Origin of the sequence: Paenalcaligenes hominis, assembly GCF_041359055.1 — a bacterium.
Lineage (GTDB): Bacteria > Pseudomonadota > Gammaproteobacteria > Burkholderiales > Burkholderiaceae_B > Paenalcaligenes > Paenalcaligenes hominis_A.
In genome coordinates this window covers 1-16,807 of record NZ_JBGJKZ010000006.1, presented here as the reverse complement: position 1 = coordinate 16,807, position 16,807 = coordinate 1, and the positions used below count along the sequence as shown (strand labels likewise).

Sequence of the window (16,807 nt, the reverse complement as noted above, 5' to 3'; positions counted from 1 at the left end):
ACTCAACAGGTACGTATAATCTAAGTAATTGTATTGAAATTATATAGAGGTGGCCTATGTTAGATCGTGAAGGCTACCGTCCAAATGTAGGAATCATTCTTGTGAATCGCAAGAATGAAGTGTTTTGGGGTAAGCGCATAAAGGAACACGCTTGGCAGTTTCCTCAAGGCGGTATCCAACAAGGTGAAAGTCCTGTACAAGCTATGTACAGAGAACTTCACGAAGAGGTCGGATTACTACCCGAACACGTCCGCATTTTAGGACGGACGCGCGATTGGTTGCGATATAACGTACCCAATCACTTCGTGCGCCGAGAGGCACGCGGTCATTACAAGGGACAAAAACAAATTTGGTTTTTGCTTCGCATGGTTGGACGCGATAGTGATGTTAGCCTAAGAGCTACAGAAACCCCTGAGTTTGATGCGTGGCGCTGGAGTGAGTATTGGGTACCTTTAGACGCAGTCATTGATTTTAAGCGAGAAGTTTATTTCCAAGCACTGAATGAATTATCGGTGCATGTTTTTAAACACAAGCAAGAAACTCGTTTTTTACGTCAACGAGGTTATGCCGCCTATAGGCAGCGCCAAAACACAGAGTTAAATCTTACGCATAATAACTAGTTAATCATAGCCCTATGTGCTTACATGGGGTTATGATAAATCCTCGTCTTATTCTTTTGGGTTCTCTTTTTACTGATTATGCCTATGCTGCAGGATCTAGACCAATTAGCCAATCGCATTAGTCGTTTGGTTTCGTACTCCGAACGTTTAAAAAGTGAACGCTCTGAGCTTCTGTCGCGCGTTAAGCTTCTTGAACAAGAGCGCACGACATTGCGTGACCAACTCAGCACTCAGCAAAATGAGTACGCTTCGATGGCCGAGGTAGTAACTCGCCATCAGGTTGAAATGCAAAGCGCAAAGCAAACCGCTGAAGAGGCACAAGAACTCTTATACAACGAACTTATACAGCAGCAAGAGGAACTCGCTCAGCTACGTCAGCGATTACAGCATAGCGAAACCAGAGCTGCTACCTTAGAGCAGGCCGCTACCTTGGCGCGAGATCACGTCAGTCATATCCTCGATCGTTTGCCCAGTGGTGCTATTAGTCTTGTTCCTGAACAGCTGGAGCCTTAAATGGAACGCTTGGATATCAATTTACTTGGGCGTGATTACACGTTGGCTTGCCCCCCATCAGAAAAAGCCAAGTTGCTTGAAGCAGTCCAGCATGTGGATCAGCACATGGAGCGCATTAAAGACGCTGGTCGCACTAGCGGCAACGAGCGCATTGCAGTAATGGCAGCTATTCAAATTGCTGTCGAGCTTTTGTCCATGAAAGCCCCGAATGGTCCTCTTGGTGATCTTGCTTTAGGCGACTTTAAGCGTAAAATAGATGATATGCACCGTCTGATGGATGGTGTGCTCGGAACAAATGATCAAAATCGTTAAATAAAACTTACAGATTTTGGTAAGATATATAGGTAGTATCGTTTAAGTCCCTGCCGTGTGCGAGACGTGGCCATATATTCCTTGAACCAATGCTTATGGCATTAGGTTGCTGGATTAACAAGCAGGAGTGCATCGCTACTTTGTCTAGTGATCCCGAAACTTGTTTGATGGCAACCACCTTGTGAACCCTAGGTTCCCAGGATGCCGGCCTTGACGCCACAGGTGGGGCATTTCTTATAAAAGCCGGCTTTTGCCGGCTTTTTTTCTAGGAGCCTTTTAATGCGTACTACATGGTTATCTTCATTGGCGGTAACTTCACTAACTTTGAGTTTACTTAGTGCTGCTCATGCAGAGCCGTCTTCCCTTCGAAAGTTGCCTATTTTAAACCTCGAAGCTCAAGCCTACACCGAGGTACAACAAGACACTGTTACTATTACTTTGCAGGCAACACGTCAAAGCAGCGAGCAGGCCGTAGTGACTCAGCAACTAACAGAGGTTGTCAGCCACGTGCTTGCCGAAGCTAAAAAACAAGACAAAGTAAAAGTCAGCAGTGGCAATTATTATGTACGACCGCAGCACGATAAAGACGGCAAAGTCACGGGTTGGATTGGTCAGTCACAGTTGTTATTTGAGTCCACAGATATTGAAGCGGCTTCAAAATTAGCAGCCACTTATCAAGATCAAATGCCTGTGGCAAATGTGAATTTTTCTGTTTCGAAAAAAACGCGCATGCAGGTTGAGAGTGAATTAATGCAAGACGCAGCCCAAGCTTTCCAGCAGCGCGCTCTAGCAATGGCACAAGCGTTAGGCTTTAGTTCGTACCGACTCAAAGAAGTGAATCTTGGTGGCAGAGGCGCTGTATTTAAAGCACCACGTGCACAGTATGAAATGATGGCCGCCTCTGCGGTGGGTGCTGCACAAGATTTACCTATAGATTCAGGTACAGAGGAACTTAGCTTGAGTCTTAGCGGTTCGATTTACTTGCTTGATAAAAAATAACCAACCCTAAGATCATCATTGGGATAGAAAGCCATTGCCCCATGGAAAGGTTGGCCCACAGAAGTCCCAGAAAAGCATCAGGCTCACGGCTGAATTCCACAATAAAGCGGAATAAGCCGTAGCCTATTAGAAACAAACCGCTGACCTGGCCTTTGGGCCTAGGCTTAGCTGAAAACCACCATAAAATAATAAACAAACAAATGCCTTCAAGCAGCATCTGATAAAGCTGCGAAGGGTGGCGTGCTAAGCCATCCATGGCCTGAGGAAATACCATCCCCCCAGGTGCATCAGTGGGACGACCCCATAGCTCACCATTGATAAAGTTACCTAAACGCCCTGCAGCTAACCCTAATGGTATAAGTGGGGCCAGAAAATCGCCTAGGCGAAAAAAAGAGATGTTGCGTCTATGGCTAAACCAAAACAAAACGGTAAGCACGCCAATCAGACCACCGTGAAAGGACATGCCGCCTTCCCACAGATAAAAAATGTGCCACCAATGGTCCGGTTGCAAATAATAAGCGGCCTGATAAAAAAAGACATAACCCAGCCTACCACCCAAGATTACGCCCAAAATACAATAAAAAATTAAATCCTCTAGTCCTTTCTTATCCAGAGGAGCCTGCCCCTGCCGTATGCGATAGTTTCCCAACAGCCAAACCAAAGCAAAGCCAATTAAATACATCAATCCGTACCAGTGCACTGCCAAAGGCCCTAATTGAATAGCAATGGGATCAAACTGTGGATGATGGAGCATGATTTTCAGATCCTACGGTAGAAATACTAAATAGCCGGAAACGAGCTCAAACGATAAGCTAGGCTTTGCAGTGTGAAATAAGAATGAATACCAAATCATACACAAAAGGAGACACGATGACTGCAGCTGTTTTATTTGGGGCGGGTTGTTTCTGGTCAATCGAGCCCGCATTTGGCGCATTACGAGGGGTCACTTATGTATACCCAGGATACAGTGGTGGGAAAACGCATTACCCCACTCGGCAGACAGTACACAACAGCAATACCGGACACATCGAGGTAGTACAGGTACGCTATGACCCAGACAGGATTACTTTTGAAACCTTATTAGACGTGTTTTTTTCACTGCACGATCCCACTAGTCTTAATAAGCAAGGCCCAGACGAGGGCAGTCAATACGCATCTGCTATTTTTTATACTTTGCCCGAACAACACGCAGCGGCTCAGGCGCGTATAGATCAGCTCGAGCTTAAACTTAAAAAACCCATCGTAACGCGCCTGATACCCGCTTCTGTTTTTTGGCCGGCCGAGCCCGAACATTCAGATTACTACCTGCTAAATTCTACTCAGCCTTATAGTATGAAGGTGATTCAACCTAAACTGCGCGAGTTTTCCAAAGCGTATAAAACATTAATTAAGACTCGCAATGATTAATGCAGTGGTGTGACGGTTCTAGAGCCAAACTGCATGCGTTTTAGTATCCATGCCATAACCGCCATTACAATTAAGGTAATGGCGACGCGCCCAGCCAAAATAATCCAGACATCAGCGCCTAATGCAGCAATTAACAAGGTGTCTTCAATTAACGAGTGGGACAACGAAAGCCACGACAAAGCCAATAACCGTGTTTTGGCATCAAAGTTACTTTTTTGTGCTTCTTCTATTATTAGTGCTCCACCATAACTTAAACCTAGTAGTACACCTACTGTGGTTACAGGGGCTACACGCTGATCTAAACCAGATAGTCTTAAAAGGGGCGTTAGGGCTTTGGCTAGCAATCGGGTGAAACCGACACGCTCTAACAGATCCAATATCACAACTAGCATCGTAATAATAAGTGCCGTCATACCCAAAGTTCGTAACGTACCTATTAGCCAAACACCCCATGCGTCAAAAAAACCTAAATCTTCTTTTGGTATTTCTGTGCTTAGCCAGCTTAAATTAACAGGATCAGCCAACACATTCATAGCACTTAGAGTCCAAGTCACAAAGGCACCATAGATCATAGCGACCCCTATCCGCAATGCCCCGGTGATAAATGCGCTAGCACCTGCTCGCTGCGCTATGGCCTGCTCCATTGGTAAATTATGTGCAATAAGCATCATGGCACCTAAAGCGCTTAACTGTGCTGCGTTCAAGCTTAATGAGTCAGATAAGGCTCCTAGGGTGGCAATGCCGCCATATATATTAGTGAGTATAGTGGTTACCCACACAATACCTGCCTCAGGAGGTAGATGCAGCAGAGCCATTACAGGCGAAAGCAGTTGGGCAATCCATGTTACTAAGCCCAGTTGATCTGCTAGATGCACAATAAATAAAACAGGCACCATAATTTTGGCCACAGTTAAAAACATGCGCCAGCTACGCTGTGCCACCTGAGAGAGATAAGCAAACATAAATGAGCTCCAAAAGAGTAGGGCGTATTGTATCAATGAAGTCTTTATAGGTAGTGAACCCCGTGGTTGAAAAGCGTCTCTATGAAAAGCACGAAAATTATTGCTCTATATATAGAGGAGAGGACAACGCTGCTATATATAAGAGGGCAGCATTGCTATATATATAGAGGGCAGCACGATTATGCGTAAAGAGAAGTACGCGACTCTATGTGTTTTCAAAGCCTTTTAAAGATTATTTATGATTTTTTTAAAAAAAGACTTGTCAGTTTCATAAACTTAGTGCTATAGTTACTTTTCTGTCGCGGAACACCTAGGGGTTAACCCTAACAAGCAAAGCGGCAGGCCAAAAAAATTATTTTTTGGCCGCTTGACAGCGGCAACGATATTAGCTTACTATACGTTCCTTGCTTCAAACGCAGCGCAGTTACTTTTAAATATATTTAAAAATAACTTGCAGCATTAAAAAATACTTGTTATAGTTTAATGCTTACCTGGTTACCAGGGTTTAAATTAAAGTGCTTTATTTTATTTCCAAGCCTTTTGATTTAAACGATGAAATGAAGGTCTAGTAAAAATTACTTGACATGTTTTCAAAAACACTTCATAATTCATCTTTCGCTAATCACCGCAACGCAAACACGTTTTGCCGCAGTGGTTGCGATTTAAAGTTAACCTTTTGGGTTTACTTTGCTCTTTAACAATTTAACAGCCGATAAGTGTGGGCGCTTGGAATGAGTGAGCTAACATCCTTTCACGAGGATGCGCCACATAGTTATATCAAGTGCTCGCATAAAGAAATATAGGTTTTGCCTTGTGCAAATAACTGAATATTTCTTTGAGTACACTCCGTTTTGGTTTTTAACCAAAACAACTTAAAACAGAGATTAAACTGAAGAGTTTGATCCTGGCTCAGATTGAACGCTAGCGGGATGCTTTACACATGCAAGTCGAACGGCAGCACGAGAGAGCTTGCTCTCTTGGTGGCGAGTGGCGGACGGGTGAGTAATGCATCGGAATGTGCCCAGTAGCGGGGGATAACTACTCGAAAGAGTGGCTAATACCGCATATTCTCTACGGAGGAAAGAGGGGGATCTTAGGACCTCTCACTACTGGAGCAGCCGATGTCGGATTAGCTAGTTGGTGGGGTAAAAGCCTACCAAGGCAACGATCCGTAGCTGGTTTGAGAGGACGACCAGCCACACTGGGACTGAGACACGGCCCAGACTCCTACGGGAGGCAGCAGTGGGGAATTTTGGACAATGGGGGGAACCCTGATCCAGCCATCCCGCGTGTGTGATGAAGGCCTTCGGGTTGTAAAGCACTTTTGACAGGGAAGAAACAACACCGGTTAATACCCGGTGCCAATGACGGTACCTGTAGAATAAGCACCGGCTAACTACGTGCCAGCAGCCGCGGTAATACGTAGGGTGCAAGCGTTAATCGGAATTACTGGGCGTAAAGGGTACGCAGGCGGCTAGGAAAGAAGGATGTGAAATCCCAGGGCTCAACCTTGGAACTGCATTCTTAACTGCCTAGCTAGAGTATGTCAGAGGGGGGTAGAATTCCACGTGTAGCAGTGAAATGCGTAGATATGTGGAGGAATACCGATGGCGAAGGCAGCCCCCTGGGATAATACTGACGCTCAGGTACGAAAGCGTGGGGAGCAAACAGGATTAGATACCCTGGTAGTCCACGCCCTAAACGATGTCAACTAGCTGTTGGGGCCAATAGGCCTTAGTAGCGCAGCTAACGCGTGAAGTTGACCGCCTGGGGAGTACGGTCGCAAGATTAAAACTCAAAGGAATTGACGGGGACCCGCACAAGCGGTGGATGATGTGGATTAATTCGATGCAACGCGAAAAACCTTACCTACGCTTGACATGTCTGGAAGATCTAAGAGATTGGATTGTGCCCGCAAGGGAACCGGAACACAGGTGCTGCATGGCTGTCGTCAGCTCGTGTCGTGAGATGTTGGGTTAAGTCCCGCAACGAGCGCAACCCTTGTCATTAGTTGCTACGCAAGAGCACTCTAATGAGACTGCCGGTGACAAACCGGAGGAAGGTGGGGATGACGTCAAGTCCTCATGGCCCTTATGCGTAGGGCTTCACACGTCATACAATGGTCGGGACAGAGGGTCGCCAACCCGCGAGGGGGAGCTAATCCCAGAAACCCGATCGTAGTCCGGATTGGAGTCTGCAACTCGACTCCATGAAGTCGGAATCGCTAGTAATCGCGGATCAGAATGCCGCGGTGAATACGTTCCCGGGTCTTGTACACACCGCCCGTCACACCATGGAAGTGGGTTTCACCAGAAGTAGGTAGCCTAACCGCAAGGAGGGCGCTTACCACGGTGGGATTCATGACTGGGGTGAAGTCGTAACAAGGTAGCCGTAGCGGAAGCTGCGGCTGGATCACCTCCTTTAAGAGCGAAGCTCACAAAGCGAAAGCGTCCACACTTATTGGCTGTTAGTATTGGTTCCATGACCAAGGTTATCACCTACTGGTGAATCAGTTGGGTCAGTAGCTCAGTCGGTTAGAGCACCGTCTTGATAAGGCGGGGGTCGTTGGTTCGATTCCAACTTGACCCACCACGAAATACCTCGGGGGATTAGCTCAGCTGGGAGAGCACCTGCTTTGCAAGCAGGGGGTCGTCGGTTCGATCCCGTCATCCTCCACCACTACCTTTGCGGTACGGTCGTATGGAACACAGAACACGGTATGGTGACATATCAGTTCAACGATAAGCGTTGTAGTTTCGGGTTTACCCTGATACACTACTGCTCTTATCGTTGGGTTGAGGCCCAATGCAGTTCTGCTCTTTAACAATCTGGAAAAAGCACAACGAAAAGTGTATTCATGCGGTTAACTAACTAGTTAACCTCTGAATAGACGGGTTGTGATTGCAAATTAACAATTTTGTTCAAATAGTTCTCAATAGATTGAATAGCTACAGCAATGTAGCGACTCAAAGCACTTGAGTGATGAACGGCACAAATACGTAAACTCATAATCCTATAGCCTAAAACGTTATAGGATCAAGCGAATAAGTGCATACGGCGGATGCCTTGGCGATTACAGGCGATGAAGGACGTGGTAGTCTGCGATAAGTTACGGGGAGTTGACAAACAAGCGTTGATCCGTAAATTTCCGAATGGGGGAACCCACTGTTTTTAAACAGTATCCTGCTCTGAATACATAGGAGCAGTGAAGCGAACCGAGTGAACTGAACCATCTAAGTAACTCGAGGAAAAGAAATCAACCGAGATTCCGGAAGTAGTGGCGAGCGAAACCGGAGCAGCCTGGACGAGATAGTCAGTTAGATAGTTGAAGTGTCTGGAAAGGCACACCGTAGTGGGTGATAGTCCCGTAAGCGAAATCTAACTGGTGGTACTAAGCGTCGAATAAGTAGGGCGGGACACGTGAAATCCTGTCTGAATATGGGGGGACCATCCTCCAAGGCTAAATACTCGTAATCGACCGATAGTGAACCAGTACCGTGAGGGAAAGGCGAAAAGAACCCCGGAAGGGGAGTGAAATAGATCCTGAAACCGTATGCATACAAACAGTAGGAGCACCCTCGTGGTGTGACTGCGTACCTTTTGTATAATGGGTCAGCGACTTACATTCAGTGGCAAGCTTAACCGAGTAGGGGAGGCGTAGCGAAAGCGAGTCCGAATAGGGCGATTCAGTCGCTGGGTGTAGACCCGAAACCAGGCGATCTATCCATGGTCAGGTTGAAGGTAAGGTAACACTTACTGGAGGACCGAACCCACTAATGTTGAAAAATTAGGGGATGAACTGTGGATCGGAGTGAAAGGCTAAACAAGCTTGGAGATAGCTGGTTCTCTTCGAAAACTATTTAGGTAGTGCCTCGTATATTACTGTCGGGGGTAGAGCACTGTTATGGCTAGGGGGTCACAGCGACTTACCAAACCATGGCAAACTCCGAATACCGACAAGTACAGTACGGGAGACAGACATCGGGTGCTAACGTCCGGTGTCAAGAGGGAAACAACCCAGACCGCCAGCTAAGGTCCCTAAAACGGGCTAAGTGGGAAACGAAGTGGGAAGGCATAGACAGTCAGGAGGTTGGCTTAGAAGCAGCCACCCTTTAAAGAAAGCGTAATAGCTCACTGATCGAGTCGTCCTGCGCGGAAGATGTAACGGGGCTAAGCCAGTTACCGAAGCTGCGGACGTGAATTTATTCACGTGGTAGGAGAGCGTTCTGTAAGCCTGCGAAGGTGTGTCGAGAGGCATGCTGGAGGTATCAGAAGTGAGAATGCTGACATGAGTAGCGATAAAGGGAGTGAAAAGCTCCCTCGCCGTAAGTCCAAGGTTTCCTGCGCAACGTTCATCGGCGCAGGGTGAGTCGGCCCCTAAGGCGAGGCAGAGATGCGTAGCTGATGGGAAGCGGGTTAATATTCCCGCACCATTGTAAAGTGCGATGGGGGGACGGATGACGGAAGGTCATCGAGGTGTTGGATTACCTCGTTGAGGCATCATAGAAGGCGCTTAGGCAAATCCGGGCGCGTAATTCAAGGGTGTCGCTGAATGGGTCTACGGACCCAAACTGATTGGAAGTTGTCCCAAGAAAAGCCTCTAAGCTTCAGCTTTACAAGACCGTACCGCAAACCGACACAGGTGGACGGGATGAATATTCCAAGGCGCTTGAGAGAACTCAGGAGAAGGAACTCGGCAAATTGATACCGTAACTTCGGGAGAAGGTATGCCCTGGTAGTGTGATGCGCCTGCGCGCAAAGCATGAAGGGGCCGCAGTGAATCGGTGGCTGCGACTGTTTATTAAAAACACAGCACTCTGCAAACACGAAAGTGGACGTATAGGGTGTGACGCCTGCCCGGTGCCGGAAGGTTAAGTGATGGGGTGCAAGCTCTTGATCGAAGCCCCGGTAAACGGCGGCCGTAACTATAACGGTCCTAAGGTAGCGAAATTCCTTGTCGGGTAAGTTCCGACCTGCACGAATGGCGTAACGATGGCCACACTGTCTCCTCCTGAGACTCAGCGAAGTTGACGTGGTTGTGAAGATGCAATCTACCCGCGGCTAGACGGAAAGACCCCATGAACCTTTACTGTAGCTTTGCATTGGATCGTGAACCGGCCTGTGTAGGATAGGTGGGAGGCACTGAAGCGTGGACGCTAGTCTGCGTGGAGCCAACCTTGAAATACCACCCTGGTCTGTTTATGGTTCTAACCTAGGTCCGTTATCCGGATCGGGGACCGTGCATGGTGGGCAGTTTGACTGGGGCGGTCTCCTCCTAAAGTGTAACGGAGGAGTTCGAAGGTACGCTAGAGACGGTCGGAAATCGTCTTGATAGTGCAATGGCATAAGCGTGCTTAACTGTGAGACTGACAAGTCGAACAGGTACGAAAGTAGGACATAGTGATCCGGTGGTTCTGTATGGAAGGGCCATCGCTCAACGGATAAAAGGTACTCTGGGGATAACAGGCTGATACCGCCCAAGAGTTCATATCGACGGCGGTGTTTGGCACCTCGATGTCGACTCATCTCATCCTGGGGCTGTAGCCGGTCCCAAGGGTATGGCTGTTCGCCATTTAAAGAGGTACGTGAGTTGGGTTTAAAACGTCGTGAGACAGTTTGGTCCCTATCTGCCGTGGGCGTTGGATACTTGACGGAGCCTGCTCCTAGTACGAGAGGACCGGAGTGGACGTACCGCTGGTGTATCGGTTGTCATGCCAATGGCATCGCCGAGTAGCTAAGTACGGAAGAGATAACCGCTGAAGGCATCTAAGCGGGAAACTCGTCTGAAGATTAGGTATCCCGGGGGCTTGACCCCCCTGAAGGGTCGTTCGAGACCAGGACGTTGATAGGCTGGGTGTGGAAGTGCAGCAATGCACGTAGCTAACCAGTACTAATTGCCCGTGCGGCTTGATCCTATAACCTTTTAGGTTACTGAGTTTCAAGTGTCGTACATCAAAAACTTAACACGCAATCCAAATTCACGAATACACTACCTCGTTGATCCGTACGGATCAACGTGTGCTTTTTCCTAGATTGACTGCGCTGCGTCCAGCAGCCCAGTAACCGTTTTACGCTTGACGACCATAGCAAGGTGGCACCACTCCTTTTCCATTCCGAACAGGACAGTGAAACGCCTTTGCGCCGATGATAGTGGGCTGCTCGCCTGTGAAAGTAGGTCATCGTCAAGCTCTTATACCGAAACCCCGTCGGTGATCCGACGGGGTTTTATTTCCCGGTATGTTTGCAAGTTTTAATAAATTTGTTATAATTACTACTTCAAACAAACAGGTTTTTTTGAAAATGTCTTAATAAAGATATTCTCAAAAACACTTGACAGTGTTTCAGAATTAAGTCATAATTTAATTCTTCGCTGATCACCGCAATGCAAACACGTTTGCTGCAGTGGTTGCGATTTAAAGTTAACCTTTTGGGTTTACTTTGCTCTTTAACAATTTAACAGCCGATAAGTGTGGGCGCTTGGAATGAGTGAGCTAACATCCTCTCACGAGGATGCGCCACATAGTTATATCAAGTGCTCGCATAAAGAAATATAGGTTTTGCCTTGTGCAAATAACTGAATATTTCTTTGAGTACACTCCGTTTTGGTTTTTAACCAAAACAACTTAAAACAGAGATTAAACTGAAGAGTTTGATCCTGGCTCAGATTGAACGCTAGCGGGATGCTTTACACATGCAAGTCGAACGGCAGCACGAGAGAGCTTGCTCTCTTGGTGGCGAGTGGCGGACGGGTGAGTAATGCATCGGAATGTGCCCAGTAGCGGGGGATAACTACTCGAAAGAGTGGCTAATACCGCATATTCTCTACGGAGGAAAGAGGGGGATCTTAGGACCTCTCACTACTGGAGCAGCCGATGTCGGATTAGCTAGTTGGTGGGGTAAAAGCCTACCAAGGCAACGATCCGTAGCTGGTTTGAGAGGACGACCAGCCACACTGGGACTGAGACACGGCCCAGACTCCTACGGGAGGCAGCAGTGGGGAATTTTGGACAATGGGGGGAACCCTGATCCAGCCATCCCGCGTGTGTGATGAAGGCCTTCGGGTTGTAAAGCACTTTTGACAGGGAAGAAACAACACCGGTTAATACCCGGTGCCAATGACGGTACCTGTAGAATAAGCACCGGCTAACTACGTGCCAGCAGCCGCGGTAATACGTAGGGTGCAAGCGTTAATCGGAATTACTGGGCGTAAAGGGTACGCAGGCGGCTAGGAAAGAAGGATGTGAAATCCCAGGGCTCAACCTTGGAACTGCATTCTTAACTGCCTAGCTAGAGTATGTCAGAGGGGGGTAGAATTCCACGTGTAGCAGTGAAATGCGTAGATATGTGGAGGAATACCGATGGCGAAGGCAGCCCCCTGGGATAATACTGACGCTCAGGTACGAAAGCGTGGGGAGCAAACAGGATTAGATACCCTGGTAGTCCACGCCCTAAACGATGTCAACTAGCTGTTGGGGCCAATAGGCCTTAGTAGCGCAGCTAACGCGTGAAGTTGACCGCCTGGGGAGTACGGTCGCAAGATTAAAACTCAAAGGAATTGACGGGGACCCGCACAAGCGGTGGATGATGTGGATTAATTCGATGCAACGCGAAAAACCTTACCTACGCTTGACATGTCTGGAAGATCTAAGAGATTGGATTGTGCCCGCAAGGGAACCGGAACACAGGTGCTGCATGGCTGTCGTCAGCTCGTGTCGTGAGATGTTGGGTTAAGTCCCGCAACGAGCGCAACCCTTGTCATTAGTTGCTACGCAAGAGCACTCTAATGAGACTGCCGGTGACAAACCGGAGGAAGGTGGGGATGACGTCAAGTCCTCATGGCCCTTATGCGTAGGGCTTCACACGTCATACAATGGTCGGGACAGAGGGTCGCCAACCCGCGAGGGGGAGCTAATCCCAGAAACCCGATCGTAGTCCGGATTGGAGTCTGCAACTCGACTCCATGAAGTCGGAATCGCTAGTAATCGCGGATCAGAATGCCGCGGTGAATACGTTCCCGGGTCTTGTACACACCGCCCGTCACACCATGGAAGTGGGTTTCACCAGAAGTAGGTAGCCTAACCGCAAGGAGGGCGCTTACCACGGTGGGATTCATGACTGGGGTGAAGTCGTAACAAGGTAGCCGTAGCGGAAGCTGCGGCTGGATCACCTCCTTTAAGAGCGAAGCTCACAAAGCGAAAGCGTCCACACTTATTGGCTGTTAGTATTGGTTCCATGACCAAGGTTATCACCTACTGGTGAATCAGTTGGGTCAGTAGCTCAGTCGGTTAGAGCACCGTCTTGATAAGGCGGGGGTCGTTGGTTCGATTCCAACTTGACCCACCACGAAATACCTCGGGGGATTAGCTCAGCTGGGAGAGCACCTGCTTTGCAAGCAGGGGGTCGTCGGTTCGATCCCGTCATCCTCCACCACTACCTTTGCGGTACGGTCGTATGGAACACAGAACACGGTATGGTGACATATCAGTTCAACGATAAGCGTTGTAGTTTCGGGTTTACCCTGATACACTACTGCTCTTATCGTTGGGTTGAGGCCCAATGCAGTTCTGCTCTTTAACAATCTGGAAAAAGCACAACGAAAAGTGTATTCATGCGGTTAACTAACTAGTTAACCTCTGAATAGACGGGTTGTGATTGCAAATTAACAATTTTGTTCAAATAGTTCTCAATAGATTGAATAGCTACAGCAATGTAGCGACTCAAAGCACTTGAGTGATGAACGGCACAAATACGTAAACTCATAATCCTATAGCCTAAAACGTTATAGGATCAAGCGAATAAGTGCATACGGCGGATGCCTTGGCGATTACAGGCGATGAAGGACGTGGTAGTCTGCGATAAGTTACGGGGAGTTGACAAACAAGCGTTGATCCGTAAATTTCCGAATGGGGGAACCCACTGTTTTTAAACAGTATCCTGCTCTGAATACATAGGAGCAGTGAAGCGAACCGAGTGAACTGAACCATCTAAGTAACTCGAGGAAAAGAAATCAACCGAGATTCCGGAAGTAGTGGCGAGCGAAACCGGAGCAGCCTGGACGAGATAGTCAGTTAGATAGTTGAAGTGTCTGGAAAGGCACACCGTAGTGGGTGATAGTCCCGTAAGCGAAATCTAACTGGTGGTACTAAGCGTCGAATAAGTAGGGCGGGACACGTGAAATCCTGTCTGAATATGGGGGGACCATCCTCCAAGGCTAAATACTCGTAATCGACCGATAGTGAACCAGTACCGTGAGGGAAAGGCGAAAAGAACCCCGGAAGGGGAGTGAAATAGATCCTGAAACCGTATGCATACAAACAGTAGGAGCACCCTCGTGGTGTGACTGCGTACCTTTTGTATAATGGGTCAGCGACTTACATTCAGTGGCAAGCTTAACCGAGTAGGGGAGGCGTAGCGAAAGCGAGTCCGAATAGGGCGATTCAGTCGCTGGGTGTAGACCCGAAACCAGGCGATCTATCCATGGTCAGGTTGAAGGTAAGGTAACACTTACTGGAGGACCGAACCCACTAATGTTGAAAAATTAGGGGATGAACTGTGGATCGGAGTGAAAGGCTAAACAAGCTTGGAGATAGCTGGTTCTCTTCGAAAACTATTTAGGTAGTGCCTCGTATATTACTGTCGGGGGTAGAGCACTGTTATGGCTAGGGGGTCACAGCGACTTACCAAACCATGGCAAACTCCGAATACCGACAAGTACAGTACGGGAGACAGACATCGGGTGCTAACGTCCGGTGTCAAGAGGGAAACAACCCAGACCGCCAGCTAAGGTCCCTAAAACGGGCTAAGTGGGAAACGAAGTGGGAAGGCATAGACAGTCAGGAGGTTGGCTTAGAAGCAGCCACCCTTTAAAGAAAGCGTAATAGCTCACTGATCGAGTCGTCCTGCGCGGAAGATGTAACGGGGCTAAGCCAGTTACCGAAGCTGCGGACGTGAATTTATTCACGTGGTAGGAGAGCGTTCTGTAAGCCTGCGAAGGTGTGTCGAGAGGCATGCTGGAGGTATCAGAAGTGAGAATGCTGACATGAGTAGCGATAAAGGGAGTGAAAAGCTCCCTCGCCGTAAGTCCAAGGTTTCCTGCGCAACGTTCATCGGCGCAGGGTGAGTCGGCCCCTAAGGCGAGGCAGAGATGCGTAGCTGATGGGAAGCGGGTTAATATTCCCGCACCATTGTAAAGTGCGATGGGGGGACGGATGACGGAAGGTCATCGAGGTGTTGGATTACCTCGTTGAGGCATCATAGAAGGCGCTTAGGCAAATCCGGGCGCGTAATTCAAGGGTGTCGCTGAATGGGTCTACGGACCCAAACTGATTGGAAGTTGTCCCAAGAAAAGCCTCTAAGCTTCAGCTTTACAAGACCGTACCGCAAACCGACACAGGTGGACGGGATGAATATTCCAAGGCGCTTGAGAGAACTCAGGAGAAGGAACTCGGCAAATTGATACCGTAACTTCGGGAGAAGGTATGCCCTGGTAGTGTGATGCGCCTGCGCGCAAAGCATGAAGGGGCCGCAGTGAATCGGTGGCTGCGACTGTTTATTAAAAACACAGCACTCTGCAAACACGAAAGTGGACGTATAGGGTGTGACGCCTGCCCGGTGCCGGAAGGTTAAGTGATGGGGTGCAAGCTCTTGATCGAAGCCCCGGTAAACGGCGGCCGTAACTATAACGGTCCTAAGGTAGCGAAATTCCTTGTCGGGTAAGTTCCGACCTGCACGAATGGCGTAACGATGGCCACACTGTCTCCTCCTGAGACTCAGCGAAGTTGACGTGGTTGTGAAGATGCAATCTACCCGCGGCTAGACGGAAAGACCCCATGAACCTTTACTGTAGCTTTGCATTGGATCGTGAACCGGCCTGTGTAGGATAGGTGGGAGGCACTGAAGCGTGGACGCTAGTCTGCGTGGAGCCAACCTTGAAATACCACCCTGGTCTGTTTATGGTTCTAACCTAGGTCCGTTATCCGGATCGGGGACCGTGCATGGTGGGCAGTTTGACTGGGGCGGTCTCCTCCTAAAGTGTAACGGAGGAGTTCGAAGGTACGCTAGAGACGGTCGGAAATCGTCTTGATAGTGCAATGGCATAAGCGTGCTTAACTGTGAGACTGACAAGTCGAACAGGTACGAAAGTAGGACATAGTGATCCGGTGGTTCTGTATGGAAGGGCCATCGCTCAACGGATAAAAGGTACTCTGGGGATAACAGGCTGATACCGCCCAAGAGTTCATATCGACGGCGGTGTTTGGCACCTCGATGTCGACTCATCTCATCCTGGGGCTGTAGCCGGTCCCAAGGGTATGGCTGTTCGCCATTTAAAGAGGTACGTGAGTTGGGTTTAAAACGTCGTGAGACAGTTTGGTCCCTATCTGCCGTGGGCGTTGGATACTTGACGGAGCCTGCTCCTAGTACGAGAGGACCGGAGTGGACGTACCGCTGGTGTATCGGTTGTCATGCCAATGGCATCGCCGAGTAGCTAAGTACGGAAGAGATAACCGCTGAAGGCATCTAAGCGGGAAACTCGTCTGAAGATTAGGTATCCCGGGGGCTTGACCCCCCTGAAGGGTCGTTCGAGACCAGGACGTTGATAGGCTGGGTGTGGAAGTGCAGCAATGCACGTAGCTAACCAGTACTAATTGCCCGTGCGGCTTGATCCTATAACCTTTTAGGTTACTGAGTTTCAAGTGTCGTACATCAAAAAACTTAACACGCAATCCAAATTCACGAATACACTACCCCGTTGATCCGTACGGATCAACGTGTGCTTTTTCCCAGATTGACTGCGCTGCGTCCAGCAGCCCAGTGACCGTTTTACGCTTGACGACCATAGCAAGGTGGCACCACTCCTTTTCCATTCCGAACAGGACAGTGAAACGCCTTTGCGCCGATGATAGTGGGCTGTGCGCCTGTGAAAGTAGGTCATCGTCAAGCTCTTATACTAAAAACCCCTGTTGGTGATCCAACAGGGGTTTTTTTTCGTCTTTT

The 16,807-nt window shown here is 48.6% G+C and carries 7 protein-coding genes, 4 tRNA genes, 6 rRNA genes and 1 other RNA gene; 16 read left to right on the top strand and 2 right to left on the bottom strand.

Annotated elements, in window-relative coordinates; genetic code table 11:
- The first annotated feature begins 56 nt into the window (after positions 1 to 56).
- The 5 genes from ACBP46_RS12260 to ACBP46_RS12240 all read left to right on the top strand — a co-directional run bounded on the left by ACBP46_RS12260 (position 57) and on the right by ACBP46_RS12240 (position 2,444).
- On the top strand, positions 57 to 620 hold the full coding sequence (locus tag ACBP46_RS12260; RefSeq protein WP_371017003.1) for an RNA pyrophosphohydrolase: 564 nt from the start codon (positions 57 to 59) through the stop codon (positions 618 to 620).
- 84 nt (positions 621 to 704) lie between these two features.
- Complete coding sequence (locus tag ACBP46_RS12255) at positions 705 to 1,133, top strand: hypothetical protein (RefSeq protein WP_371017002.1); 429 nt, start codon at positions 705 to 707, stop codon at positions 1,131 to 1,133.
- The gene (locus ACBP46_RS12250; RefSeq protein WP_077733799.1) at positions 1,134 to 1,445 is read left to right on the top strand and encodes a cell division protein ZapA; all 312 of its coding nucleotides are present in this window, start codon (positions 1,134 to 1,136) and stop codon (positions 1,443 to 1,445) included.
- 44 nt (positions 1,446 to 1,489) lie between these two features.
- A non-coding RNA gene (ssrS, locus tag ACBP46_RS12245) (6S RNA) lies at positions 1,490 to 1,678 on the top strand.
- Positions 1,679 to 1,724: 46 nt separating this feature from the next.
- Positions 1,725 to 2,444: an SIMPL domain-containing protein gene (locus ACBP46_RS12240; RefSeq protein WP_371017001.1), complete on the top strand. Its 720-nt coding sequence runs from the start codon at positions 1,725 to 1,727 to the stop codon at positions 2,442 to 2,444.
- Here ACBP46_RS12240 and lgt read toward each other — a convergent pair.
- Positions 2,410 to 3,198 (bottom strand): prolipoprotein diacylglyceryl transferase, encoded by a 789-nt coding sequence (gene lgt, locus ACBP46_RS12235; RefSeq protein WP_371017000.1) that lies wholly within the window; start codon positions 3,196 to 3,198, stop codon positions 2,410 to 2,412. The genes ACBP46_RS12240 and lgt overlap by 35 nt on opposite strands.
- A 116-nt stretch (positions 3,199 to 3,314) precedes the next feature.
- Between lgt and msrA the strand changes: the two genes are divergently transcribed.
- Positions 3,315 to 3,851, top strand: coding sequence for a peptide-methionine (S)-S-oxide reductase MsrA (msrA, locus tag ACBP46_RS12230; RefSeq protein ID WP_371016999.1), 537 nt, complete (start codon positions 3,315 to 3,317; stop codon positions 3,849 to 3,851).
- Here the strand turns inward: msrA and ACBP46_RS12225 are convergent.
- Complete coding sequence (locus ACBP46_RS12225) at positions 3,848 to 4,813, bottom strand: nucleoside recognition domain-containing protein (RefSeq protein WP_371016998.1); 966 nt, start codon at positions 4,811 to 4,813, stop codon at positions 3,848 to 3,850. The genes msrA and ACBP46_RS12225 overlap by 4 nt on opposite strands.
- An 886-nt stretch (positions 4,814 to 5,699) precedes the next feature.
- Here ACBP46_RS12225 and ACBP46_RS12220 point away from each other — a divergent pair.
- The 10 genes from ACBP46_RS12220 (at position 5,700) to rrf (ACBP46_RS12175) (ending at position 16,753) form a co-directional block, all read left to right on the top strand.
- Positions 5,700 to 7,236 (top strand): 16S ribosomal RNA (locus ACBP46_RS12220).
- Positions 7,237 to 7,328: 92 nt separating this feature from the next.
- Positions 7,329 to 7,405, top strand: a tRNA-Ile gene (locus ACBP46_RS12215).
- Between the two features lie 11 nt (positions 7,406 to 7,416).
- Positions 7,417 to 7,492, top strand: a tRNA-Ala gene (locus ACBP46_RS12210).
- A 355-nt stretch (positions 7,493 to 7,847) separates the two neighbouring features.
- Positions 7,848 to 10,728 (top strand): 23S ribosomal RNA (locus tag ACBP46_RS12205).
- A gap of 158 nt (positions 10,729 to 10,886) precedes the next feature.
- Positions 10,887 to 11,001 (top strand): 5S ribosomal RNA (gene rrf, locus ACBP46_RS12200).
- Between the two features lie 449 nt (positions 11,002 to 11,450).
- Positions 11,451 to 12,987 (top strand): 16S ribosomal RNA (locus tag ACBP46_RS12195).
- Between the two features lie 92 nt (positions 12,988 to 13,079).
- Positions 13,080 to 13,156: transfer RNA gene (locus tag ACBP46_RS12190), tRNA-Ile, on the top strand.
- Between the two features lie 11 nt (positions 13,157 to 13,167).
- Positions 13,168 to 13,243: transfer RNA gene (locus ACBP46_RS12185), tRNA-Ala, on the top strand.
- Positions 13,244 to 13,598: 355 nt separating this feature from the next.
- A 23S ribosomal RNA gene (locus ACBP46_RS12180) occupies positions 13,599 to 16,479 on the top strand.
- Between the two features lie 159 nt (positions 16,480 to 16,638).
- Positions 16,639 to 16,753, top strand: a 5S ribosomal RNA gene (gene rrf, locus ACBP46_RS12175).
- The 16S, 23S and 5S rRNA genes sit together here with 4 tRNA genes alongside, the layout of an rRNA operon.
- Positions 16,754 to 16,807 lie beyond the last annotated feature (54 nt).